This is a genomic window from Thioalkalivibrio sp. XN8, from assembly GCF_011058255.1.
In the GTDB taxonomy this organism is placed as follows: Bacteria; Pseudomonadota; Gammaproteobacteria; order Steroidobacterales; family XN24; genus XN24.
In genome coordinates this window covers 85,534-109,649 of the sequence record NZ_JAALFH010000033.1, presented here as the reverse complement: position 1 = coordinate 109,649, position 24,116 = coordinate 85,534, and the positions used below count along the sequence as shown (strand labels likewise).

Here is a 24,116-nt window from a genome sequence, read left to right as displayed (position 1 = left end):
ACAGGCGTGGTTGCGATCAGACGCTTAGAAGAACACCTGCGCGCCGATGCGGAAGGCATCCACCTCTTCGCCGCCGATGAACTGGTCGTCGATCGAGTATTCGGCCTTGATGTTGGCGCGATGACCGCTGATGTAGTACGCCAGGCCCAGGCCGATGGTGTCGAGGCCCTCGCCGTCGTCCGGGTCCTGCTGCTGCCAGCGGATCACCGGCTGCCACTTGCTGCCCGTGGGCAGGAAGGCCGCCGTGATGTGCGCCGTGGTGCCGCCGTTGTAGAACGCGCCACCGGGGCCGCCGACGCCTTCCCAGTCGAACCAGGCGGCGGTGACGGACAGGTGACCGGCGCCCAGGGTCTTCTCGGCGACGCCGAAGATGCTCATCGCCTGGTGGTCGTCCTGGTCGCTGCGACCCATCTGGTCGTAGCCGATACCGACGCTGAGCACGTCCAGCGCGCCCAGGCTGTTGGTATTGAAGAACCAGCCGCCCTGGGGCGAAGCGAAGTTGTACATGATCATGCCGGTCATGCGGCCGTCTTCGCCGGTGTTCGCGCCGTCGATGGCGCCGCGGAAGTAGCCGGCGCGATAGGCGATGCGGTCGTTGGCCAGCAGGCCGCGCGCCTGGATGCCGTCGTCACGCCAGAAGGCGCCGCTCGGGTTGGTCGGCAGCGGCGCCAGGGCCCGCGTCGGGTAATCGATCGCGGTCAGGCTGACGGCCGAAGCCTGGTTGTCGATGGAAAACGGCACCAGCTGGCGGCCGACCATGAGGTTGAAGGCCGGGGAAATGCGGTAGTCGATGAAGGCATCCGTCAGGACGGGGTCCTGGCGCCCGCCGCTCGCGCCGCCCGCAGCCGCGTCGTAGTTGACGAAGAAGAACACCTTCTCGGCTGCCTGGCCGAGCAGCATGACGCGGTTACGGCGGGTGAAAAAGTCGCTGCTGCGGCTGCCGTCAGCCGTGCCCTCGTCCACCGACTCGTACCAGAACTGGTGCAGGTACCCCAGCTGCACCCACGCATTCTCGTTGACCTCGAGCTTCGGGCTCCAGGCGCTGGCCGTTACCGGCACGAGCGCCATGGCGGCCGCCGCCAGCAGCCCGCTGGTTGCAAGTTTCTTCAATCGCATGGTTTTTCTCCTGATGACAGACTGTCTCGCCTGGAATAGTTGTTGTCTGGAGGCAACTCCCCGAGCCGCATGATGCTCCAACGCGGCGCAGGGTTAGTATTAGCTGAAAGTCTAAGTTTCTGCCACTTTTAAGGATAACGCGTACGGGAAAACCGAAAGACCGCAAAAAATGCTGCGTGGCAAAAATGCGACGATCGCCCGCCCGGCCGCTACCCCGCGACGGCGCGTCCGCGCCGTCCGGCGCGCGGGTCTGCAGCATCCCGGTTGCGACCAAGGTCTTATTTACGCTACTTATGGCCGTCCCAAGACTCTGACGAACCACAGCTCAAGCAGTCCGGGGGCGTCGCCGGCCGACTCCGCCCCGGCAGGGAGGATTATTCGATGACCGAAACCAAGGTCTACCCGGTACCCGAGGGCCTCGCGCAGCAGGCGCACTGCGACCGGCAGAAGTACGAGGAAATGTACGCCGCCTCGGTGGCCGACCCGGAACAGTTCTGGGCCGAGCATGGCAAGCGCATCGACTGGATCCGCCCCTACACGAAAGTGAAGGACGTGTCTTTCGACCGCCATCACCTGCACATCAAGTGGTTCTACGACGGTACCCTCAACGCCGCCGCCAACTGCCTCGACCGGCACCTGGAGCAGCGCGGCGAACAGACCGCGATCATCTGGGAAGGCGACGACCCGGCCGATTCAAAGAGCATCACCTACCGCGAGCTCTACCAGCAGGTATGCCGCTTCGCCAACGGCCTCAAGTCGCTCGGCATCGGCAAGGGCGACATGGTCACCATCTACATGCCCATGATCCCGGAAGCCGCCATCGCGATGCTCGCCTGCGCCCGCATCGGCGCCCCGCACTCGGTGGTCTTCGGCGGCTTCTCGCCCGACTCGCTGGCCGGCCGGGTCGAGGACTGCGACTCCAGGCTCATCATCACGGCTGACGAAGGCGTCCGCGGCGGCCGCAAGGTCCCGCTCAAGGCGAACGTCGACCGGGCGCTGGAGCAGCACAAGCTGGACGCGGTCGCCAATGTCGTCGTGGTCAAGCGCACCGGCGGCAAGGTCGGCTGGCAGGACGGCCGGGACGTCTGGTACGAGGAGCTGGTTGCCGACCAGCCGCCGGAATGCCCGGCAGAGGAGATGGGCGCCGAGGATACGCTGTTCATCCTCTACACCTCCGGCTCGACCGGGCAGCCCAAGGGCGTGCTCCACACCACCGGCGGATACATGGTCTACGCGTCGATGACGCACGAGTACGTCTTCGATTACCACGAGGGCGACATCTACTGGTGCACCGCCGATGTCGGCTGGGTGACCGGCCACAGCTACATCGTCTACGGCCCGCTGGCCAACGGCGCCACCACGCTGATGTTCGAGGGCGTGCCCAACTATCCCGACACGTCCCGCTTCTGGGACGTGGTGGACAAGCACCAGGTGAACATCTTCTATACGGCGCCCACGGCCATCCGCGCCCTGATGCGCGAGGGCGAAGAACCGGTGAAGAAGACGAGCCGCGCGAGCCTGCGGCTGCTGGGCTCGGTGGGCGAGCCGATCAACCCTGAGGCCTGGGAGTGGTACCACCGCGTGGTCGGCGACGGCCGCTGCCCGATCGTGGACACCTGGTGGCAGACCGAAACCGGCGGCATCCTCATCACCCCGCTCCCCGGCGCCACCGACCTCAAGCCGGGCTCCGCCACCCTGCCGTTCTTCGGCGTGCAGCCGGCGATCGTCGACAACGAGGGCAACGCCCTCGAGGGCGCGACCGAAGGCAACCTGGTGCTGCTCGACAGCTGGCCGGGTCAGATGCGCACGGTCTACGGCGATCACGAACGCTTCATCCAGACCTACTTTTCCACTTTCGAGGGCCGCTATTTCACCGGCGACGGCGCGCGCCGCGACGAGGATGGTTACTACTGGATTACCGGCCGCGTCGACGACGTGCTCAACGTCTCCGGCCACCGCATGGGCACCGCCGAGATCGAGAGCGCCCTGGTGGCGCACCCGAAGGTCGCCGAGGCCGCGGTGGTCGGCTTCCCGCACGACATCAAGGGCCAGGGGGTGTACTGCTACGTGACCCTGCAGGTCGGCGAAGACCCCAGCGACGAGTTGAGCAAGGAGCTGCGGGCGTGGGTGCGACAGGAGATCGGACCCATCGCCTCGCCCGACGTCATCCAGTTCGCGCCGGGGCTGCCGAAGACGCGCTCCGGCAAGATCATGCGCCGCATCCTGCGCAAGGTGGCCGCCCACGAGTACGGCAACCTCGGCGACACTTCGACGCTGGCGGATCCGGGCGTGGTGGACGAACTGATCGAGAACCGCAAGAAAATCGGCTGAGCGCGGCTCGCGCGGCGCCGGAAGGGACCATGGGCGAGAACGCGCGCATCATCGTGGCGGACGACCACCCGCTGTTCCGGGAGGCCCTGCAACAGGCGCTGGCCCCGGCGATGCCCGGCGTGGCTTTCCTGGAGGCCGACTCCTTCGACTCGCTGCAGGCGACCGTCGCGGCCTGCGACGACGCCGACCTGGTACTGCTCGACCTCGAGATGCCGGGCGCGCAGGGCTTCTCCGTGTTGACCTGGCTGCGGACCGAGCACCCGGCGCTGCCCGTGGTGCTGGTGTCGGCCACCAACGACGCCGCGGTGATGCGGCGCGCCGTCGACCTCGGCGCGGCAGGCTTCATTCCCAAGTCCTCGCCCGTCGATACCATCTCGGAAGCCATCGGCACGGTGCTGGAGGGCGAGATCTGGCTCCCCGAGGCCGCGCTGGCGCTCGACGAGTCGCAGTTCTCGGCCGACAACGAACTCGCCCGGCGCGTCGCCAGCCTGACACCGCAGCAGTTCCGCGTGCTCGACATGCTGGCGGACGGGCTGCTCAACAAGCAGATCGCCGCCGAGCTCGAGGTCTCCGAGGCCACCGTCAAGGCGCACGTCACGGCCATCTTCCGCAAGCTCGGCGTGCGCAGCCGCACCCAGGCGGCCGTCGCCGCGCGCCGCATCGAGTCGACCACGCGACCGCCGCCGTGAGGCGGGCCGCGCCGCTGCCCCGCGTCAGTTGAAGTCCCGCGGGACGGCGACGTCCCAGCTCTTGCAGAAGACTCGCTGGTCGCCTTCGTAGGCGTCGAGGTCGGCGGCGATGTGAAACGCATTGGCGCTGCAGGTCAGCACGGTCCGGGTCTCGGTGCGGATGCGCCACGGGCCGCGCGCCAGCCCGCGGACCAGGCGGGTTTCACCACGCGGCGAAAGGAAGTCGTCGCCATGGGAGCTGTACCACTCCAGGTTCCTGTTCACGATCTCCGTCCCCGTTTCTTCCAGCAGCACGACGCCGTGGTTGTTGATCACCTCCAGCGTCGAGGCATCGGCGGCCAGGTCACGATGCACCAGCCAGTTGTGGTGGCTGGCCTCGAGCACGCGCCGCGGGGTTCCCGGTGACGCCTGGGGCGGCCCGAAGGGCGACAGCGCAGCGTCGTCGCGGCGCGCTGCCCGCACGGGGAGCTCGATGGCGCTGGTCGCCGGGTGGATGGTGAGCTGCACCGGCCGCGGCGGCGGCCAGGCGAGCGGCCAGTAGGAACTCGACACCGACAGGCGGATGCGATGGCCAGGGGGAAAGGACTGGGCGATGTCGTTCATGCGCACCCGCACGCAATAGCGCCGGCCGGGCTCCAGGACCTCGGGATGCTCGGCCGAGTCCCGGTGGGTGAGGTTGAGCATGCCGAAGGTCACCCGCGTGGCCTTACCGTCGGGCGCGACGTCGGACAGGCGCACGGCGACCATGGCGAGCGGCTGGTCGGCCGCAACATCGAGTTCCACGGTGGCCGTGCCCAGGATCTCGACCGCCGAATCGAGGGGCTCGCTGTCGAACACGAGCGCGCCACCGTCCTCCTGGCGCTGGTCGTGCGCCAGGTCCGGGCCCGCGGCATAGGAACACCACTTGCCGGCGAACAGTCCGACGGTCAGTGGTGACTGGAGTTGCAGCGCCTCACCCTCGCCGGGCACGCCCGCGGGCATGATGCGCCCGGGAGCCAGCGCCCGTCGCCGCCGGACCACGTTGTCGGAGGGCCACGAGGGCTCGGCGACCCAGCGCCCGGGCCGTTCGTCGTAATGGGCACTGGGCGGGACGCTGTCCTGCATCCAGACCCGCAGCATCGGCTCCGCCATGACGCCCGTCTCCTCGCCCTTGAGCCAGTGGTCCCACCACCGGACGCACTCCTGCAGGAAGCCGATAGCAGGGCCCGGCTTGCCGAGATGCGGGTACTTGTGACCCCACGGGCCCACCAGCCCGCGGCGCGGCACCTCGAGGTGGGCGAGCAGCCGGAAGACCGCGTTGGAATAGCCGTCGGCCCAGCCGCTCACGGCCATGACCGGGCAGCGGACCGCGGCATAGTCCTCCGCGATGGAGCCGTGCCGCCAGTAGGCATCGCGTCGCTGGTGGCGCAGCCAGGTCTCGAGCCACAGGCCGCTGCCCTCCAGCCGTTGCAGCCACATCTCGCGCCACCGCTCTCCGACGACGGCGGGATCGGGCGGCAGCGAATTGTAGGCGAACATCACGGCAGCCCAGGAAAGGTTGTCGCCCAGCAGGCAGCCGCCCATGTGATGGATGTCGTCCACGTAGCGATCGTCGGTGGAGCAGAGGCTGATGACCGCCTTGAGTTCAGGCGGCTGCAGCGCGGCGATCTGCAGGCCGTTGAAGCCGCCCCAGGAAATTCCGATCATCCCCACGGACCCGGTGCACCAGGGCTGCGCCGCGAGCCACGCGACCACGTCGCAGCCGTCGAGCAGCTCCTGCTCCAGGTACTCGTCCGTCAGCACGCCGTCCGAGTCGCCGCTGCCCCGCAGGTCGACGCGGAGGCAGGCATAGCCGTGCCCGGCCATGTAGGGATGCATCAGCGAATCGCGATAGCGGGTGAAGTCGCGCTTGCGGTACGGAATGTATTCCAGCACGGCCGGCACGGGGTGCCGCCCGGCATCCTCGGGCAGCCACAACCGCCCGGCGAGCCGCGCGCCGTCGCGCATGGGGATCCAGACATTCTCCTCGCTGCGCACAGCGCGCGGCAGGGACCCGATCTCCTGCAACCCCCCCGTCATGCCGCCCTCTCGAACCCGAGCCCGACCGCCTGCCAGAGGCGGTCGAAGTCCCGGCGCAGGGCCCGGCGCGACTGCGCGCCCATGAAGACTGCGGCGAGCTCGTAACTGTAGGCATCGCCCTGGGGACAGTCCCCAAGGCGCATGCCCTCCCTGACATGCAACTGCACCTCGCTGCCCGGGAAGGCCGCCTCGATCTCGCGCAGCTGTGCCCGGCCGGGCACGCCCCGAACTCGCCAGTCGTCGTGTTGCCCGTATACCCGCGGCATGAACTTGGCGGCATAGCGGAAGCGGCCCTGCCGCGCCGGATAATCCGGCTTCCTGCCGAGCGCGACGTCCAGCATCACTTCCTTGTGGGGCACGCCCTCGACCTTGTCGAACAGGGGGCTGTGGGACTTGGAGATGCGCGCGTTCACCTCCAGCAACGCGATCGTGCCCCGCCCGGCGTCGAAGAAGAACTCCATGTTGAACGGCGTGTCGTCCAGCTGCGCCCGGCCGATCACCCGGCGCGCCGACGAGATCATTCGCTGCTTGACCGCGGCGGGCAGCGACGAGGGATACTCGTAACGCTCGAGGCTCGAGCGATTGCGCCCGCGGATCGAATCGACGATGCCGTAGACCTCGACGTCGCCGCCCAGCGCGAAACCTTCCAGCGTGCATTGCTGCCCGCCGGAAATGATCGCTTCGGCGATGCAGTGGGCGCCGCTCACAAGGCGGATGTCGTCCGGCAAGTCGGCGTAGCGCATGATGACGTCCATTGGCTCGGCGAAACGCCGGATCCCGCGGCGCGTTGCCTCGAGCGCTTGCTCGAGGTCCGCACGGCTCACCACCCGGAAGCCGAGAATCGAGGAATGCGCCTTGACCGGCTTGAGCCAGAAAGGAAAGGCGAGATCGATCCGGTCGGCCGCCCGCGGATCGAAAGGATCGACCAGGCGGAACTCGGGGACCTCGTCCGGCACGACCTCCGCCTGCAGCTGCCGTGCCCAGTACTTGTGCTCGCAGCGGAGCACGCTCTCCAGCGTAGGTCCACGCAGGCCGAGCTCCCGCCGCAGGATCGGCATCATCAGCACGGTGGGGAAATCCCAGTACCCGACGATAGCGTCGATCCGGCCCTCGAATTCCCTGAGAATCCGCCTTGCCTCGTCCAGCAGGCTCTCGAGGTCGAATCTCTCCGCGGCGGCTACTTCCTCGTAGCTCAGCAGGCGGTGAAAGGCATATTGCTCCGCGTGTCGGACCGCCTGCAGCAGCCTGAGATTGAAGGGCTCGAGGCCAACGACGAAAATATTCTTTCTTGCGACGGCCATCGATACGGTGCCCGGGCATCGGCCGGGGCCTGTAGCTCGTGTTCATCCTGAGCTTAGCAGTCGGGTGGAAATCCGCCTGTGTCAGCCGGCCGCCGCCAGGCGACGCCGCGCCAGCAGCAGCTGGCTCATCATGGCGCGCAGGGCCGCCGGTTTAACCGGCTTGCGCATGATGGCGAAGCCGGCCGCCCGCACCCGTTCGCGCATGTCTTCGCCGTAGTCGGCCGTGATTACGACGCTGGGAATGTTTCCCCAGCGCGCCCGGACCTCGGCAATGCTGCGCAGGCCGGTGTCGTCGCCGTCGAGGTGAAAGTCCACCAGCAACAGGTCCGGCACACGGCCGTCCTGCTCGAGCGCCGCCAGCGCGGCGCCAGTGTTGGTCGCCGTCAGCACACTGCAAGACCAACCCTCGAGCAGGTGGGTCATGCCCTCGAGGATGCTCTGCTCGTTGTCGATGCAGAGCACCACCGCTTCGTCGAGCCGGGCCGCCGGCAGGGGCTCCGCCGGCTTGCGCGCCGGCAGTACCGGCGCCGTCGAGATCGGCACGTCGACCGAGAACACCGAGCCGCGGCCCAGCTCGGAGCGCACGCGCACCTGGTGCCCCAGGGCGCGGGCCATGCGCTGCACAATGGCCAGGCCCAGCCCCATGCCCTTGGCGCCGAGCTCGTCGCGCGGCTGGAAACGGCGGAACTCCTCGAAGATATCGCTCTCGAGATGCTCGGCGGCGATGCCCGGGCCGGTATCCAGCACCTGTATGGACAGCATGTCTCCGCGCCAGCGGCAACCCAGCAGCACCTTGCCCTGGCGGGTGTAGCGCAGCGCGTTGGAAAGGAAGTTCTGCAGGATGCGGCGCAGGAACTGACGATCGGTGTGCACTATGACGCTGCTCGGAGCGGTGCGGAAAGCGATGTTGCGCTCGCGGGCGATGATGCCGAACTCGACGCTGAGCGTGGCCAGGACATCATCGACCCGGAAATGCGACAGCTGCGGCTCCAGCGCGCCGGCGTCCAGCTTGGAGATATCGAGCAGCGCCCCGAGCAGTTCCTCGGCCGCCCGCAACGAGCTGTCGATGCGCTCAACCGCGCTCATCGTCTTGCCGTCATGCTCCCCCTGGGCCAGCGCCGAGGTGAACAGCCGGGCGGCGTTCAGCGGCTGCAGAAGGTCGTGGCTGGCCGCCGCCAGGAAGCGCGTCTTCGACAGGTTCGCCGTCTCGGCATCGCCCTTGGCCTCGCGCAAGGCGCGCTCGATGCGATTGCGCAGCTCGATCTCGTTACGCAACCGCTGGTTCAGGTCGGAAAGCTCGCGGGTACGCTCTTCCACGCGCTGCTCGAGCGTCCCGTAGGCCTCGCGCAGGTCCTGTTGGGCGCGGCGACGCTCCGTGATGTCGTGGAACATCGCGTAGAAGCCCTGTATCGCGCCCACAGTGTCGAACTCCGGGATATAGGTGGCCTCTGCATAGCGCGTGCGGCCCTGCTCGTCCCGGATCGCCACTTCGAAATTCTGGCGGATGCCTGCCAGCGCGCCTTCCATGTGCGCCTCGCGCTGCAGGAAGCTCTCGCGGCCCAGCACCTCGTTCACCCGCCGCCCGCAGATGGCGTCGCGGTGCAGCCCGACGGCCTGCTCGTAGGCCTTGTTGACGAAACGATAGACCAGGTTGCGGTCGACGTAGGCGATCAGCACCGGGACGTTGTCGGTGTAGACGCGGATGTTGCGTTCGCTCTCGCGCAGCGCGCGCTCGGTGCGCTTGTGCTCGGTGATGTCGCTGAAGCTGGCCACGTAACCGCCGCCGGGCAGCGGGTTGACGCGCATCTCGAGCACCAGGCCGTCGTCGCGCACGCGCTGGTAAATGTGCGGCTTGCCCTGCTGCAGGTGCGCGAGACGCTTGGCGACGTGCTCCTCTGCGTCACCCGGCCCGCAACGGCCAAGCTCGGCGTTGTAGCGGATCAGGTCCTCCACCGGCGTGCCGATGCGCAGCAGCCGGTCCGGATAGCGGAAGAGCTCCGCGTAGCGCCGGTTCCAGACCACGAGCCGGTTGTCGGCGTCGAGCACGCTGATGCCCTCGGCCACGTTTTCCAGCGTGCTCTCGAGCAGGTCGCGGTTGAAGCGCGACACCTGTGAGGCTTCGCCGACGATGCTGGCCACGTCCTCGATCTGGAGCTCGACGCCCCGCAGCGCCGACACCAGCACCATGCGCGCGGCCGAGGCCCCCATGGCACCCGACAGCAGCCGCTCGGTGAGCTCCAGCAGTTGCACGTCGGCGCGCGCGCCATCGGCGTAATAGAGGCCGCGCGCCTTGAAGTGCCCCGCGAAAGCCGCCGCCGCCTTTTCCCGCCCGATGAAACGCTCCGCCAGGATGCGCAGGTCGCCGACGTTCGCGGCACCGCGCATGCGCTGCGTGAAGGACGGCAGCATCCCGCCCTCGAGCCGCTCGCCCTCGTCACCGACAAAAGCGGCGGCCTGGCGCCGTTCCAGCATGCGCGGCGCGCTGAGCCAGGACACAGCGATGAAGCAGGCCAGGTTGGCGCCCAGGCTCCACAGCACGCCGTGGGTCACCGGGTCGAAGCCGTCCATGCCGAACATGGCATAGGGACGTAACCAGCCGACACCCCACGGGCCGGCCTCGACCAGCGACATCGGGAGCCAGCCGGTCTGGGCGAAGGCCGGCACAAGCAGCGTCCAGGTCCACAATGCGAAGCCGACCACCATGCCCGTCATGGCGCCGGCACGCGTGGCGCGCCGCCAATACAGCCCACCGATCATGGCCGGACCGAACTGCGCCGCCAGGGCAAAGGACAACAAGCCAATGGAGGCCAGCGTCCCGTACGTGCCGATGACGCGGTAGGCCAGCCAGCCCAGCGCCAGGATGGCGACGATCAACACGCGCCGGATAAGGATCAACAGGCTCGCGAGATCTGTCCGGCTGGACACCTCTTCGCCGCGCAGCTTCACCAGGGCCGGCATCACGACCTCGTTGCACAGCATGGTGCTGCAGGCGATGGTGCCTACGATGACCATGCCGGTGGCGGCCGAGAATCCGCCCAGGAACGCGAGCAGCGCAAGGCCGTCCTGGCCTTGTGCCAGCGGCAGGCTGATGAGAAAACCGTCCGCGTTGCCGCCACCCTGCGTGACCAGGCCGGCAGCGGCGATCGGCACCACGAAGACCGTGAACACCGCGAGATAAGCAGGAAACAGCCAACGCGCCAGGCGCAGGTCGCGCGGGCTGCTGTTCTCCACCACCGCGACGTGAAACTGCCGCGGCAGGCACAGGATCGCCAGCATGGAGATGACGGTGAGTACCAGGAAGGAGTGGTCGATCGTCGCGGTCGAGTACAGGCTGGTGACTACCGCGTTCGCCTGCGAAGCCGTGATCAACGCGCCCGGGCTGTCGAACAGCCCGTACATCACCCACAAGCCGACGGCGGTGAATGCCACCAGCTTGACCGCCGACTCGAAGGCCACCGCCAGCACCATGCCGCGGTGGCTCTCCGTCGAATCCACCTGGCGCGTGCCGAAGAGGATGGTGAACACGGCCAGCAGCGCCGCCGCCACCAGGCCCGTGTCGCGACTCACTGCCGGCATCACGCCCATGCCCTCGCCGCCCATGATGAGGCTGTAGCTGCCAGCGATGGCCTTGAGTTGCAGGGCGATGTAGGGCAGCACCGTGACCAGGGCCATGATCGACGCCAGCGCAGCGATGCCCTGCACCTTGCCGTAGCGCGTGGCGATGAAATCCGCCACGGAAGTGATGCTCTGCTGCTTGCTGACCTTGACGATGCGTGCGGGGAGCCGCGTCATCATCAGGAAAACGATGATCGGCCCGAGATAGATGGAGAGGTAGTCCCAGCCCTGCGAAGCGGCGCGCCCCACGGCCCCGAAGAAGGTCCAGGAAGTGCAATACACGCCCAGCGCCAGGCTGTAGACCACCGGCGTCGGCACGTACACGCCGCGCCGGTGCAGCCGGTCGCCGCTCCAGGCGACCAGGAACAGCAGCACGACATAGGCCAGTGCGACGACCGGGGGAACCCAGGTACCGAGCATGTAACTCCTCCCCATCCGGCCGGCATTGTGCTCTGGTGTGGCGCCGGCGCGGTCGCTCGATGCTACCGCTATGGCGGCAGAGGAGGAAGTGGATGGAGCTGCTCTAGAACAGGTCGTAGCGCCAGGCGAGCAGGAACGACAGCGACCACCACATGATCTGCTGCAGCGGCAGGCCGACGCGGAAGAAGTCGGTGAAGCGGTAGCCGCCGGCCGAGAGCACCATCAGGTTGGTCTGGTAGCCGATGGGCGTCAGGTAGCTCATGTTGGCGCCAAACAGCACCGCCAGCACGAAGGGCTCCGGCGGTACCCCGAGTCGCTGCGCCACGAACATCGCCACCGGGGTGCCCAGTACGGCAGCGGCATTGTTGGTCACCACCTCGGTCAGGACCGCTATCAGGATCAGCAGCCCGGCCAGCGCTACGAACGTCGGCCAGGGCTCGGCGACCATCACGTATAGCGAGGCGACGAAGTCCATCCCGCCGGTGACGGTCAACGCCCGGCCGAGCGCGAGGCTGGCCACGATCACGATGATCAGCCGGCGGTCCAGCGCCCCCAGCGCGGCGCGCCAGTTCAGGCAGTTCGTGGTCACCATCGCCAGCACGCCGAGCAGCGCCGCCACGGTGATCGACAGTACGCCCGTCGCCGCCAGGGCGACCACGCCCACCATGATGGCGCCCGCCAGCGGCGCCTTGCTGGTGTGCGGCAGGTCCATCGAGCCGTCGACCACCAGCACATTGCCGAGCCGCTTGATGCCCTCGAGGGCCGCGGCGGCGCCTTGCACCAGCACGATGTCGCCGGCGCGCAGGAACACCTCGCCGATGTCCGTCACCTCGGCGCCGGGCGAGCGCGGCCGGTGCACCGCCACCGGCAGGAGGCCGTGGTGGGCGAAGAACGGCACCGTCTTGAGGGTCCGCCGGTGGAGCGGCGAGCCGCGCGTGACCACGATCTCCGCCAGCCGCTGGTCGCCCGCCTTCGGCGCCTCGCCGGCCGCCAGCACCTGGCTCGGCTCGAGGGCGTCGTAGAGCGCGGCGTCGAGCTGCTTCTCGAAGCGCTTCAGCCGGTCGGGCGTGTCGCGCACGTGGAGGCGGTCCCCGGCGCGGATGGTCACCGAGGGCAGGCGGGCGACGAACAGCCCGGGGCCGCGCTCGATCGCCGTGAGCTTCATCGCGCCCTCGGTGCGGCCGATGAGTCCGGCGATGGTCTGGCCGATGCTGGCGCTGTCCTCGCCGACGTGCAGCACCGCCTCGAACACGCGCGGCGACGTGTCCGGCATGGGAGCCGTCCGCTCCGGCACCAGGCGTGGCGCGACCAGCCACAGGTAGAGAATGGCCAGCCCCGCCGCCACGACCGCGATCGGCGTGAAATGGAACATGCCCATCGGCGCCAGGCCCATTTCCGCCGATACCTGCACCACCAGCAGGTTGGTCGAGGTGCCGATGGTGGTGCAGACGCCGCCCACGATGGTGGCGTAGCCGACCGGCATCAGCATGGATGAGGCCGGCGTGCCGGTGCGCAGTCCCACGCTGATGAGAATCGGCAACAGCATCGCCACCACCGGCGTATTGTTCAGGAACATGCTCAGGGTCGCGGCCAGCAGCAGCGCGGCGAGCAGGGCGAGGCTCGGGCGCTTCAGCCAGAGCTGCGCCAGGCGATCGGCCACCGGCTGCAGCGCCCCCGTCACCTCCAGGCCCCGGGTGCACATCAAAAGCGCCATGATGGTGATCAGCGCGCTGTTGCCGAAGCCCGCCAGGAAATCCGCCGCGCCGATGGTGGCGCCCGTGGACGAGACGTAGGGAAAGACCTCGAATCCGACCACCAGGAGCGCCAGCACCACCAGGGCCGAGTTCTCCATCGGGATCCGGTCGCGGCTGAACAGGAACAGCGCGACCACGGCCAGCACCATGACGGCGATGCCATGCAGGTCCGGCGGGGCGGGCATCAGGCTCGGCTCGGCCGGCGGCGGCGAAGGATGAAGGCCGCAGTCCTCAGTGAGCGACGATGTCGAGGTACTCGGCGCCCCGCATCAGCGTGCGGAAGCTGGTCTGGTTCACGTGCACCAGGTCCTCGTGGTCGCCGGCCTCGAAATACACCTCGTCCACGGCGCGCAGGCGCTTGTCCACCACGGTCGGGACGCGGTAATCGGGGCCGAGCGGCGGGATCGCGCCCTTGTCGCAGTCATAGAAGAGCTGGTCCAGCTGCTCCTCGGGAATGAAATCCAGGCCCGGCCGGCGCAGCTGCTGGCGCAGGCGCTCCAGGTCGAGCTGCTCGCTGGCGGGCACCACGGCCAGCAGCGGGCCGATGCCGTCCTTCAGCACCACCGCTTTCGCCAGTGAGCTCGGGTCGATGTGCGCCGTGCGCGCGGCGGCGAGGCTGGTGCTGGAGTGGTGGTGACGGAGGATCTGGAAATCCACCTTGGTCAGGGCGAGGGCGTAGTTGACCGTCTTGGCAAGGCTCATATCGATGCTCCGTCGGATCGATGTCGTCCGATTATAGCGGCTCCGCCCGGTCCGGCAGCCGGCCCGTTTCCACCAGCTCCGCGAACTCGTCGCCGAGGCGCCGGGCGGCGGCAATGGCGAGCCGCCACCGCCGCTGCCGCTCCGCGGTGTCGAAAGCGGCAAAATCCTTGCGATCCGGGATCTTGCCGCCCGGCAGGCCGGCCACGAAGGCCTCCGTCGGGCACAGCAGCACCGTGCGGTCCAGTGACTCGCCCCCGGCCCGGCGCCACGGCAGCAGCTTGTCGAACCAGCCCGGGACCAGGTGCGGGTAGAAATGAGGATACAGCACCAGGCCATCGTCCCCCGACAGCGGGCTGTCGAAGTGGTAGTCGACGATGCCCCCGTCCCGGTAGATGCCTGGCGCGGCCCCCGGGATGTCCGCTACGCCCTCGAGCACCAGCGGCACCGCCCCGGAAGCGAGCACGGCCGGCTGGAGGTTGTCCGGCGTGAGGGGCACCAGTGCGGCGGGGAGGATGCCGGGATCGGCGAATGGGGCCAGGCCGCGCGGGTCGTGGAACAGGACCCGCTCGAAGGTCAGGCCCAGCGTTCCCCGCGAGACGAGGTTGCCCAGCGCCGCGACCCCCAGGCCCAGCTGCTGTACCCGGGGCCTTTCCGAGGCGGCGAGATGGCGCGCCCGCACCGCCACGATGTTCAGGCGCAACAGCGGATGCGCCAGGATCTGGCGGGGCCCCTCGGGCCCGAGCACCTGCTCCAGGATGCCGCGGCTGGTGGCCGTGACCTCGGCCGCAGTCGGGTCGGCGCTGTAGCTCTGTTCCAGGTAGGCCTCCTCGAGCCGGTCCAGCGCTCCGAGCGGGTCCGGCAGCGCGTGGCAGCAGGACCGCCAGGCGCCGATGGATGACCCGATCAGGAACAGCGGCGAGCGGCGGCGGGCCGTGAAATAGGTGACCAGGGCCCGGTCCAGCCCGCCGATGGCGAACCATTTCGCGCTGCCTGAGGCCCCGGCCATGACCGAAAAACCATCGGGCTGGTACCCCTCCTCGCGCAGGCTCTGCAGCGCGGTCGGGCCGGCCAGGATGCGGAGTGCCGTTGCTGCCATGCAGCGAAGGATAAGGCCCGCACGCGTCTGGGGACAGTCCCCAGGACATGTCCTGGGGACTGTCCCCTGCTAACATGCGCCGGATGATCGAGACCGGCCCCGCCGTCAACCTCACCTTCATCGTCTACCTGCTGGTGGTCCTGGCGATCGGCATCGTCGCCTGGCGCAGCACTGCCAACCTCCGCGACTACATCCTCGGCGGCCGCCGGCTCGGCCGCTGGACCACTGCGCTGTCCGCCCAGGCCTCCGACATGAGCGGCTGGCTGCTGCTGGGGCTCCCCGGCTACGCCTACGTCGCAGGGCTCGAGTCGATGTGGCTGGTACTGGGCCTCCTGGCCGGCACCTGGCTCAACTGGCGGTTCACGGCCCGCCGCCTCCGGCAGGCGACTGAAGCCTACGGGGACGCACTCACCGTGCCGGAATACCTGCAACGGCGCTTCGCCGACCCGCACGGCCTGCTGCGGCTGCTCGGCGCCGCCGTGGTCCTGTTGTTCTTCACTTTCTACACGGCCTCCGGGCTGGTAGCCGGCGGCAAGCTGTTCGAGGCGGTGTTCGGCCTGCCTTACACCTGGGCCGTGGCTGCCGGCGCCGGCGCCGTGCTCACCTATACCTTCATCGGCGGCTTCCTGGCCGTCAGCTGGACGGACGCCCTGCAGGGCATGCTGATGCTGGTCGCGCTGGTGCTGGTGGCCTGCTTCGGCGTGGCGGCAGCGGGCGGCTTCGAGGGCCTGGCTGCCGGGCTGGCCGAGCGCAACCCGGCCCTGCTCAGCGCCTTCACGGACACCGCCGGGGCCCCGCTCACCCTCATCGCCGTGGTGTCGCTGCTCGGCTGGGGCCTGGGCTATTTCGGCCAGCCCCACATCCTCGCGCGCTTCATGGCCGTGCGCTCGGCCGACGAACTGGTGGCTTCCCGGCGCATCGCGGTCGGCTGGGTGATCATCGCCCTCGGCGCCGCCTTGGTCGTCGGGCTCACCGGCGCCGCCTGGCTGTCGCCCGCCCTGGAGGGCGCCGACACCGAGAAGGTGTTCATGGCCATGGCCGCGGCCCTGCTCCACCCGGTGGTGGCCGGCATCTGCCTGGCCGGCATCCTGGCGGCCGTCATGTCGACCGCGGACTCGCAGCTGCTGGTCGCCTCCTCCGCGGTGTCCGAGGACCTGTACCGCGACCTCCTCCGGCCGACCGCCGCGCCCGGCGAGCTGCTCTGGATCGGCCGCCTCGCCGTCATCGTGATCGCCATCGGCGCGTTCGTGCTGGCGCTGGACCCCGAGAGCAAGGTGCTGGATCTCGTCGCCTACGCCTGGGCCGGCTTCGGCGCCTCCTTCGGCCCCACGCTGCTGGCCTCGCTCTACTGGCGGCGCATGAGCCTGGCCGGCGCCTATGCCGGCATCCTGGCCGGGGGCATTACGGTGGTGACCTGGAAGTCTCTCTCCGGCGGGATTTTCGATCTCTACGAAATCGTCCCCGGCGTGCTGTTTTCCGCCATGGCGGTGGCGATCTTCGGCCGGATCGGCCCGCCCGTCCCCCTGCCGGAATCCCTGCGCTCTCGGTAAATACCTACCTGGCCGCATTCCCGGCCCACCTGTGCTATGCTGCATTGCAGCAGACCCAATAATTCAACCGAGGGGGCCGCCATGCAGCCCGACCGCCTCTTCAGCGAGGCTTACCAGGAACAGCTGGTCCTGCCCGACGGGACCCAGATGCGCCTGCGCCTGGTCGGGCCCGGCGATCGCGACGGGCTGGTCCAGGCTTTCGAACGGCTTTCCATGGAAAGCCGCATCCAGCGCTGGTTCTACCCCAAGATGCGGCTGACCGAGGCCGAGATCGACGCCATCCTGTCACCGGCCGACGAGCACCATGGGGGTATCCTCGCCGTGCAGCTCGACGCCATGGGCGAGGAAGAGGCCGGCATCGGCATGGCGCGCTTCGTGCGCAACCCCCAGGACCCGGCCGCGGCGGAGATCGCCATCACCATCGTCGATGGCTGGCAGGGCATGGGCCTCGGCCGCATCCTGCTGCACCGGCTGCTGGCCATGATGGGCGAGCGCCGCATTCCGTGGGCCGAGGGACGCCTGCAGGCGGACAACACGCGCATGCGGCGACTGCTCGAGCCGTACGTGCCGGCCGGCGGTTTCCACCGCGACGGCGACACGCTGCTGTTCCGCTTCGCCGTGCCGCAGCTGGGCGACCCGCTGATGGCGCAGCTGGCGCGCAACGCCGCGGCGGTGGCCCACCTGTTCAAGCGCATGGCTGAGGACGGCGTGCTGCTGCCGCTGGCCGAAGCCGAAAAGCGGCTGCAATCATTAGGCTCCAAGGCCCTGCTCGAAACCCTGCAGCGCCAGGACCGCAAGCGCGCACCGGCCCGGTCGCGCGGCGACTGACCAAGATCCCCCCGCACGGAAAACGGCCGGGACGGCCTTGCGCCGTCCCGGCCGCGGGGCCGCCCGGGCGGCGACCCCCGTGCGCCGGCGGGGGATAGCTAGCGCACGTCCACCTTGTGGCGGCTGACCTTGGTGGCCTTCGGAATGACCAGTTCGAGGACGCCGTCCTTCAGTTCAGCCTTGGCCTTGTCGCCCACGACATCCACCGGCAGCGGAATCGTCCGCTCCATGGCACCGCGGGACATCTCGGCCCGGAAGAAGTGCTCGGAGGATTCCTTCTCCGACACTTCGCGATTGACCGCAATGGTCAGGAAATCATCGGCCACGGTGATCTCCAGCTCGTCCTTCTTCACCCCGGGGAGTTCGGCCCTGACCAGCAGCTCGCTGTCGCGATCCACCATGTCGATCCGCGGGAACTTCATTTCGAAGTCCTCCAGTTCGGCCAGCAGCGGACGCCTCCAGCCCATGGGCTCCATCAGCGACCTGGAGAACAGGTTCTCGATGAAGTCTTCCATGCTGAGCAGCGGCTTGCTCATCCGCGCGACGCTCCTCGAGCCCTTCCCCGATACCTTCGGGGTCGTTTCACGTACCGTCGACATGTTCATCACCTCCATTTGGAGTTCGTGCCAACAGATGTCTCCCCGACCTCCAAAACCTAGTGCGCCGGCATCGTGCGGCCATGGCGGAAACTGCGGATTGACGCAAGGCTCGGCAACGACGCGCTACCCCGCCGACAGCATCAAACTAAACAGCAGCTTAGGTCTGATACGGCGCGGAGATCCTTCCCGGGCCGAGGTCACGCCTCAGCCGCGGTTGATCCGCGCCTCGCAACCCTCGGCGTGCGCCAGCACCTTCGCGTCCATCACCCGGCGCCACAGCGGCGGGACCATGGCCAGCAGGAACATGCCGTAGTAGCCGGTCGGCAGCTGCGGCGCCTCGTCGAAGTGCCGCAGGCTCTGGTAGCGCCGCGCCGGCCAGGCGTGGTGGTCGGAATGGCGCTGCAGCTGGTAGAGCAGCAGGTTGGAAACGACGTGGTTGGAGTTCCAGCTGTGGCGCGGGGCACAGCGCTCGTAGCGGCCGTCGGCGCGCCGCAGCCGCTTCAGCCCGTAGTGCTCGACATAGTTGGCGGCCGACAGCAGGCTGTAGGCGAACGCGGCCTGGACCAGGAGAAACGGCAACAGCGCCGGCCCGAGCCAGGCGAGCAGCGGCCCCCAGAACACCACGCTGAGCGCCCAGGCCTGCAGGTTGTGGTTGGCGGGATGCCAGGGGCTGCGTCCCTGCGCGGCCAGCCGCTCGCGCTCGAGTTCCCAGGCGCGGCGGAAGGCGCCGGGGATCTCGCGGGTCATGAAGCAGTAGTAGTTCTCACCGAGCCGCGACGAAGCCGGGTCCTCGGGCGTCGCGACGTCGCGGTGGTGGCCGCGCACGTGCTCGACGATGAAGTGGCCGTAGCAGGACGGGGCCAGCGCCAGCCGGCCCAGCCAGACCTCGAGAGCGCCTTTCTTGTGGCCCAGCTCATGGCCGACGTTGATCCCGGCGCCGCTGGCCCAGCCGGCAGACAGGGCGAGCCCGAGCCAGCCGAACAGGCTCAGCCCGCCCTCGACGGCCGCCCAGGCGGCGACCGCCACGGTCAGCCAGACGACGGGCACGGTGGCCCAGGTCAGCCAGCGGTACCAGCGGTCCTGCTCCAACTCGGGCACGAGCGCCTCGGGGGGGTTGCTCGCGTCTTCGCCGAGCAGGTGGTCGGCCAGCGGCACGACGCCGTAGAGCACCACGCCGGTGAGCCAGAGCCAGGCCTCGCCGCCGCCCGCGAGCCAGGCGGCCAGCCCGGCCAGCGGCAGCATGGGCATCGCCAGGGAAACCAGCCACCAGTAGCGGCGGCGGTCGGTCCAGGAACAGATTGCAGCGGAATTGGTCGCCATGGCCTCATGTTGCCGTCGTCTCCGGCGGGTGCGCATTGTTCCGCACCGGCAAGTATTTTGTTAATTTCGGCCAAGATGTCATCCGGGAGCCCCATGTTGCCTCTGGCCGCCCCGCCCTTGCCCGCCGGCCTGCGCCACCCGGCCGCGGGCGTGGTCGTGCTGACGCGCACCCTGCAGGACCTCGGCGTGGACCCGGCCCCGCTGCTGCGTGACTGCGGGCTGGCGGAGCAGGCGACCGCCGGCAGCCAGCCCATTCCCGTCGAGCGAGAGATCGCCTTCATTCGCCGGGCCGTCTCGGCCTCGGGGCGCCCCGGTCTCGGCCTGCTGGCAGGCCGCGGCCATCGCTTCCCGGTGTTCGGCTTCTGGGGCCTGGCGCTGGCCGCCAGCCCGACGCTGGCGAGCGCCATCCGCCTCGGCCTGCAGTACATCGACCTGACCCATACCTTCCTCCGCTGGCATTTCGAGCGCGCCGGAGCGGAGGCCGCCCTGGTGATGCAGCCGGCGTTCCCGCTGGGGGAGCTGGAGACTTTCCTGGTGGAACGGGATGCGGCCGCGGCCGCCACGCTGTTCGAGGACCTCACGGGCCGGCGCGAGGGCCTGGCGGGGGTCGAGTTCGCCTACCCCGCCCCGCCCTGGGCCGCCGAGTACACCAGCGTCTTCGGCTGCCAGCCCGTGTTCGGGGCGGCCCGGCACGCCCTCCGGGTGCACGCCGGTGCCCTCGACCAGCCGCTGCCCGGGGGCGATCCGGTCACGGCCGCCGCGGCCGAAGCGCAGTGCCAGCGCCTGCTGGAGGGACTGTCCCCGGCCGGCGGGCTGTCCACGCGGCTGCGCCGGCTGCTGCTGGCCCACCCGGGCCGGCTGCCGAGCCAGGACGAGTCCGCCCGGCAGCTCGGTCTGTCCCGGCGCAGCCTGCGCCGCAAGCTGGCGGAGGAAGGGACCAGCTTCCGGGCGCTGGCGGACGAGATGCGCTTCGGGCTGGTGGCGGGCTACCTGGAAAACACCGGCCTGCCGCTGGAGGAGATCGCCGCCCGCACGGGCTTCAGCGACGCCGCCAACCTGTCGCACGCGTTCCGGCGCTGGACGGGAGAAACGCCCGGCGGCTGGCGGCGGCGCCATGGCGCACTGGCTCCGGGTACAGGGGCGCCGACGAATACGCACCCGAAATGAGACCCAACTGCGCTAACATTGCCCCCTTTCGTGTCCGACCCCGACGCCCGGGAGCGCCGTCGCCTTGAGCATCATGGATCGCCTGCTGACCGCGGGCTTCCGGCACAACAGCCGGAGGCTGACGCGCTTTGCGCGGCCACAGCCCAGCGAGTCGCTGCCGCCGCCGGACACCTCGCGCAAGTACATGCTGTACCTGCATGTGCCCTTCTGCACCGTGCTCTGCCCTTTCTGCTCTTTTCACCGGGTCTGCTTCGAAGAGCAGAAGACGCTGCGCTATTTCCGCACCCTGCGCCAGGAGATCCGCATGGCGCACGAGGCGGGCTACCGCTTCAAGGACGTCTACGTCGGCGGCGGCACCCCGACGGTGATGCCCGCCGAGCTGGCCGAGACCCTGGAGCTGCTGCGCCGGCTCAGCCCGATCGAGAGCATTTCCATCGAGACCAACCCGGACGACCTCCGCCCCGAGGTCATGTCCCGGATGCGGGATGCCGGCGTGACCCGGGTCTCGGTCGGCATCCAGAGCCTCGACGACGAGCTGCTGAAGCAGATGGACCGGTACGAGAAGTACGGCTCGGCGGCCGAGGTGATGAAGCGCCTGGAGCAGGCCGACGGCTTCTTCGAGACGCTCAACGCCGACATGATCTTCAACCTGCCCTACCAGGACGAGGCCTCGCTGCTCCGGGACATCGACCGCCTGACGCGGGAGCTCGGGGTCAGCCAGGCCACCTTCTACCCGCTGATGAGCGCCGAGAGCACCATCCGCAAGATGCGCAAGACCATGGGCGAAGTGGACTTCGACCGCGAGGGCCACATGTACCGGCTGATCCTCGACGCGCTGCCGGACGCTTACCAGCCCTCCTCGGCCTGGTGCTTCAACCGCAAGCGCGGCACGGTGGACGAGTACATCATCGAGAACGAGGAGTACCTGGGCCTCGGCAGCGGCGCCATGAGCTATCTCGAGGGCATCCTCTACTCCAGCACCTTCTCGCTGAACCATTACAACCGCCAGGTCGAGAGCGGCCGCTTCGGCATCAGCCGCCGCCAGCCGCTGACCAGCCGGGACCGGCTCCGCTACTTCATGCTCATGAACCTCTTCGGCCTGACGCTGGACAAGGCCGTGGCGGAGAAGCGCTACCCCGGCTTTTTCTGGAAGCTGGCGCCGGAGATTCTCGGCCTGAAGCTGATGGGCGCGGTACGGGACGAGGGCGACCGACTGGTCCTGACACCTTACGGCATGCGCGTCTGGATCCTGATCATGCGCGAGTTCTTCATGGCCGTGTCGGATTTCCGCGACCTGATGCGCCACACCATCCGGGAAGAGCTGGATGCCCCGGGCCCCCTGGAGACCCGCCTCCCGACGCCGGAACTGCGCCCCCCGGGTACGCATTGACCCTGATTGCGGCGTCCCCCGCACCGCGCAAAATTGACCCCGCCTGAGGTAAACGTCTGCAAATCCGACATTTGCGGACGCTGCCGCTTGAAGGCTCGGCCGAATTTGGGGCGGCCGAACATCAACAGGATGCGTCCCGCGAGGACGCCCCGCGGTCAGCCGACCGCGCCATCGGGGTTTGAACAATGGCCAGACAACTTTCCCTTCCTGCCCTGCTGTGCGGCCTGGTGCTCGCGGCCGTGCTGTCTTTCGGCGCCGCAACGGCCGACGCCCAGGAGCGCGAAATCCGCTGCGGGATGTGCCATAAGGACGTGCAGTTCGACTCGACCGCGCACGCGGACGTCGCCTGCAAGGACTGCCATACCAACGTCACCAGCCCGCGGCACAAGGCCGAGGACCTGGCCGACCTGAGCGGCGACGCCATGTGCGCCCAGTGTCACACCATGGCGCCGCGGGCCGTCGGCCGCAGCGTGCACGCCGACCAGGTGGGCTGCATGGACTGCCACGGCGACGCCCACAGCATGCTCAAGAATGACGACCTGACCTCGCCGATGTCGCCCGTCGGGCAGGTGCAGGTCTGCGGCGACTGCCACCGGGGACAGGAAGGCGGCGGCGACCTGATCAACGCCTTCGTCGAGAGCGTGCACGGCCGCGGCCTGCTGCGCTCCGGCCTGACGGCCTCGCCGACCTGCAGCACCTGCCACGGCGGGCACATGGTGTTCCCGGTCGAGCACGAGCGGTCCCCGACCTCATTCAAGAACTCGCCCGAGATGTGCGGCGACTGCCACCAGTATATCTACGACGAATGGCTGAACGTCAGCGCCCACGGCGCCGCCTGGCAGGCCGGTGACACCAGCACCGCCACCTGCATCGACTGCCATGAGTCGCATTCCATCAAGGACCCGACGGTCGGGCTCGACCGCCTGCACATGGCCGACGAGTGCGGCGACTGCCACGGCGACCTTTACAACACCTATCGCGGCGGTTTCCACGGCAAGGCCACCGACCTCGGCCTGGTCACCTCCGCAACCTGCTCGGACTGCCATACCCCGCACAGCACGCTGGGCCAGGATGATCCGCGCTCGAGCATTCATCCGGACAACCTGCAGGCGATGTGCGGCGAATGCCACGGCGACGTCACCATGGCCTTCGCTTCCTTCAATCCGCATATCAATCCGAACAGCCCGGACGACAACTTCTACGTCTTCATCATCGCCATGGCGATGCATGCGCTGGTGATCGGCGTGTTCGGCTTCTTCGGCATCCACGCCATCCTGTGGCTGCAGCGCGGGATCGTCGGCCACATGCGGGGCGAGTTCCTCGGCCACCACAGCCCGAGCAACACCTACGTACGCCGCTTCAAGAAGCGCGACATCAGCATGCACAAGCTGATCATCGTGACCTTCCTGCTACTGGCGGCCACCGGCCTGCCGCTGAAGTTCGCGCACGCGCCGTGGGCCCACACGCTGATGGCCTGGTTTGGCGGCGTCGAGAACACGATGTTCCTGCACCGCGTGGCGGCGATCGGCACCTTCGGCTACTTCGTCTGGCACCTGGTCGTCCTCATCCGCCGCTTGGCGGCCGGGGAGAAGGGCCTGTTCTGGGGGCCGAACTCCATGACCCCGCAGCTCAAGGACGGCAAGGACATCGTCGCCATGTTCAAGTACTTCCTCTACATGGGTCCGAGACCTGCGGGCGACCGCTGGACCTACTGGGAGAAGTTCGACTACCTGGCGGTGTTCTGGGGCATGATGATCATCGGCGGCTCCGGCCTGATGCTCTGGTTCCCGAACTTCTTCACCGAGATCCTGCCGCTGCCGGGCTGGGCGCTGAACGCCGCGTACGTGGTGCACAGCGAGGAAGCCCTGCTGGCCACCGGCTTCATCTTCCTGTTCCACTTCTTCCACACGCACCTGCGCCCGGAGAGCTTCCCGCTCGACCCGGTGGTCTTCACCGGCAGCCAGCCGATCGAGCGCTTCAAGGACGAGCGGCCGCTGGAGTACCAGCGGATGGTGGAAGAAGGCACGCTGGAAGACCACATCGTGCCGGCCCCGACCAAGGAGCAGATGCGCAGCATCCACTTCTGGGGCTTCGTGGCCGTGGCCATCGGCCTGGCGCTGGCGGTGGGCATCTTCACGGCCCTGCTGATCTATTGATGACAAGAAACGCCCGGGCGACCA

At 68.6% G+C, this 24,116-nt stretch carries 16 protein-coding genes; 7 read left to right on the top strand and 9 right to left on the bottom strand.

Annotated elements, in window-relative coordinates:
• Positions 1–24 precede the first annotated feature (24 nt).
• Positions 25–1,116 (bottom strand): porin, encoded by a 1,092-nt coding sequence (locus G6N75_RS03880; protein ID WP_165346779.1) that lies wholly within the window; start codon positions 1,114–1,116, stop codon positions 25–27.
• Between the two features lie 381 nt (positions 1,117–1,497).
• On the opposite strand from G6N75_RS03880, the gene acs reads away from it, so the two are divergent.
• Positions 1,498–3,447, top strand: coding sequence for an acetate--CoA ligase (gene acs / locus G6N75_RS03875; protein ID WP_165346777.1), 1,950 nt, complete (start codon positions 1,498–1,500; stop codon positions 3,445–3,447).
• 29 nt (positions 3,448–3,476) lie between these two features.
• Positions 3,477–4,136 carry a response regulator transcription factor gene (locus G6N75_RS03870; RefSeq protein ID WP_165346775.1) on the top strand — a complete coding sequence of 220 codons (660 nt, stop codon included), beginning with the start codon at positions 3,477–3,479 and terminating at the stop codon, positions 4,134–4,136.
• 24 nt (positions 4,137–4,160) lie between these two features.
• Here G6N75_RS03870 and G6N75_RS03865 read toward each other — a convergent pair whose 3' ends face one another.
• The 6 genes from G6N75_RS03865 to G6N75_RS03840 all read right to left on the bottom strand — a co-directional run bounded on the left by G6N75_RS03865 (position 4,161) and on the right by G6N75_RS03840 (position 15,082).
• Complete coding sequence (locus G6N75_RS03865) at positions 4,161–6,194, bottom strand: CocE/NonD family hydrolase (protein ID WP_165346773.1); 2,034 nt, start codon at positions 6,192–6,194, stop codon at positions 4,161–4,163.
• The gene (locus G6N75_RS03860) at positions 6,191–7,495 is read right to left on the bottom strand and encodes a D-alanine--D-alanine ligase (protein ID WP_165346771.1); all 1,305 of its coding nucleotides are present in this window, start codon (positions 7,493–7,495) and stop codon (positions 6,191–6,193) included. Before G6N75_RS03860 ends, G6N75_RS03865 begins: the two co-directional genes overlap by 4 nt.
• Positions 7,496–7,576: 81 nt before the next feature.
• Complete coding sequence (locus tag G6N75_RS03855) at positions 7,577–11,530, bottom strand: hybrid sensor histidine kinase/response regulator (RefSeq protein WP_165346769.1); 3,954 nt, start codon at positions 11,528–11,530, stop codon at positions 7,577–7,579.
• Positions 11,531–11,633: 103 nt separating this feature from the next.
• Positions 11,634–13,469: an SLC13 family permease gene (locus G6N75_RS03850; protein ID WP_165346767.1), complete on the bottom strand. Its 1,836-nt coding sequence runs from the start codon at positions 13,467–13,469 to the stop codon at positions 11,634–11,636.
• Between the two features lie 46 nt (positions 13,470–13,515).
• Complete coding sequence (locus G6N75_RS03845) at positions 13,516–13,986, bottom strand: YbaK/EbsC family protein (RefSeq protein ID WP_165346765.1); 471 nt, start codon at positions 13,984–13,986, stop codon at positions 13,516–13,518.
• 31 nt (positions 13,987–14,017) lie between these two features.
• Entirely contained in the window at positions 14,018–15,082 is a 1,065-nt protein-coding gene (locus tag G6N75_RS03840) for a patatin-like phospholipase family protein (RefSeq protein WP_165346763.1), read from the bottom strand.
• Between the two features lie 74 nt (positions 15,083–15,156).
• On the opposite strand from G6N75_RS03840, the gene putP reads away from it, so the two are divergent.
• Together putP and G6N75_RS03830 are read left to right on the top strand one after the other, a co-directional pair.
• Positions 15,157–16,632, top strand: a complete 1,476-nt coding sequence (gene putP / locus G6N75_RS03835) for a sodium/proline symporter PutP (RefSeq protein WP_240900911.1) — start codon at positions 15,157–15,159, stop codon at positions 16,630–16,632.
• Between the two features lie 81 nt (positions 16,633–16,713).
• Positions 16,714–17,460 (top strand): GNAT family N-acetyltransferase, encoded by a 747-nt coding sequence (locus G6N75_RS03830; protein ID WP_165346761.1) that lies wholly within the window; start codon positions 16,714–16,716, stop codon positions 17,458–17,460.
• A gap of 98 nt (positions 17,461–17,558) precedes the next feature.
• Here G6N75_RS03830 and G6N75_RS03825 read toward each other — a convergent pair whose 3' ends face one another.
• Together G6N75_RS03825 and G6N75_RS03820 are read right to left on the bottom strand one after the other, a co-directional pair.
• Positions 17,559–17,996, bottom strand: a complete 438-nt coding sequence (locus G6N75_RS03825) for an Hsp20/alpha crystallin family protein (RefSeq protein ID WP_165346759.1) — start codon at positions 17,994–17,996, stop codon at positions 17,559–17,561.
• Positions 17,997–18,263: 267 nt separating this feature from the next.
• Complete coding sequence (locus G6N75_RS03820; protein WP_165346757.1) at positions 18,264–19,379, bottom strand: alkane 1-monooxygenase; 1,116 nt, start codon at positions 19,377–19,379, stop codon at positions 18,264–18,266.
• 93 nt (positions 19,380–19,472) lie between these two features.
• Between G6N75_RS03820 and G6N75_RS03815 the strand changes: the two genes are divergently transcribed.
• From G6N75_RS03815 to G6N75_RS03805, 3 genes are all read left to right on the top strand, one after another.
• Positions 19,473–20,546, top strand: a complete 1,074-nt coding sequence (locus G6N75_RS03815; protein WP_165346755.1) for an AraC family transcriptional regulator — start codon at positions 19,473–19,475, stop codon at positions 20,544–20,546.
• Positions 20,547–20,619: 73 nt separating this feature from the next.
• The gene (locus tag G6N75_RS03810) at positions 20,620–21,936 is read left to right on the top strand and encodes a coproporphyrinogen III oxidase family protein (protein WP_240900920.1); all 1,317 of its coding nucleotides are present in this window, start codon (positions 20,620–20,622) and stop codon (positions 21,934–21,936) included.
• Between the two features lie 185 nt (positions 21,937–22,121).
• Entirely contained in the window at positions 22,122–24,092 is a 1,971-nt protein-coding gene (locus tag G6N75_RS03805; protein WP_165346751.1) for a cytochrome c3 family protein, read from the top strand.
• Positions 24,093–24,116 lie beyond the last annotated feature (24 nt).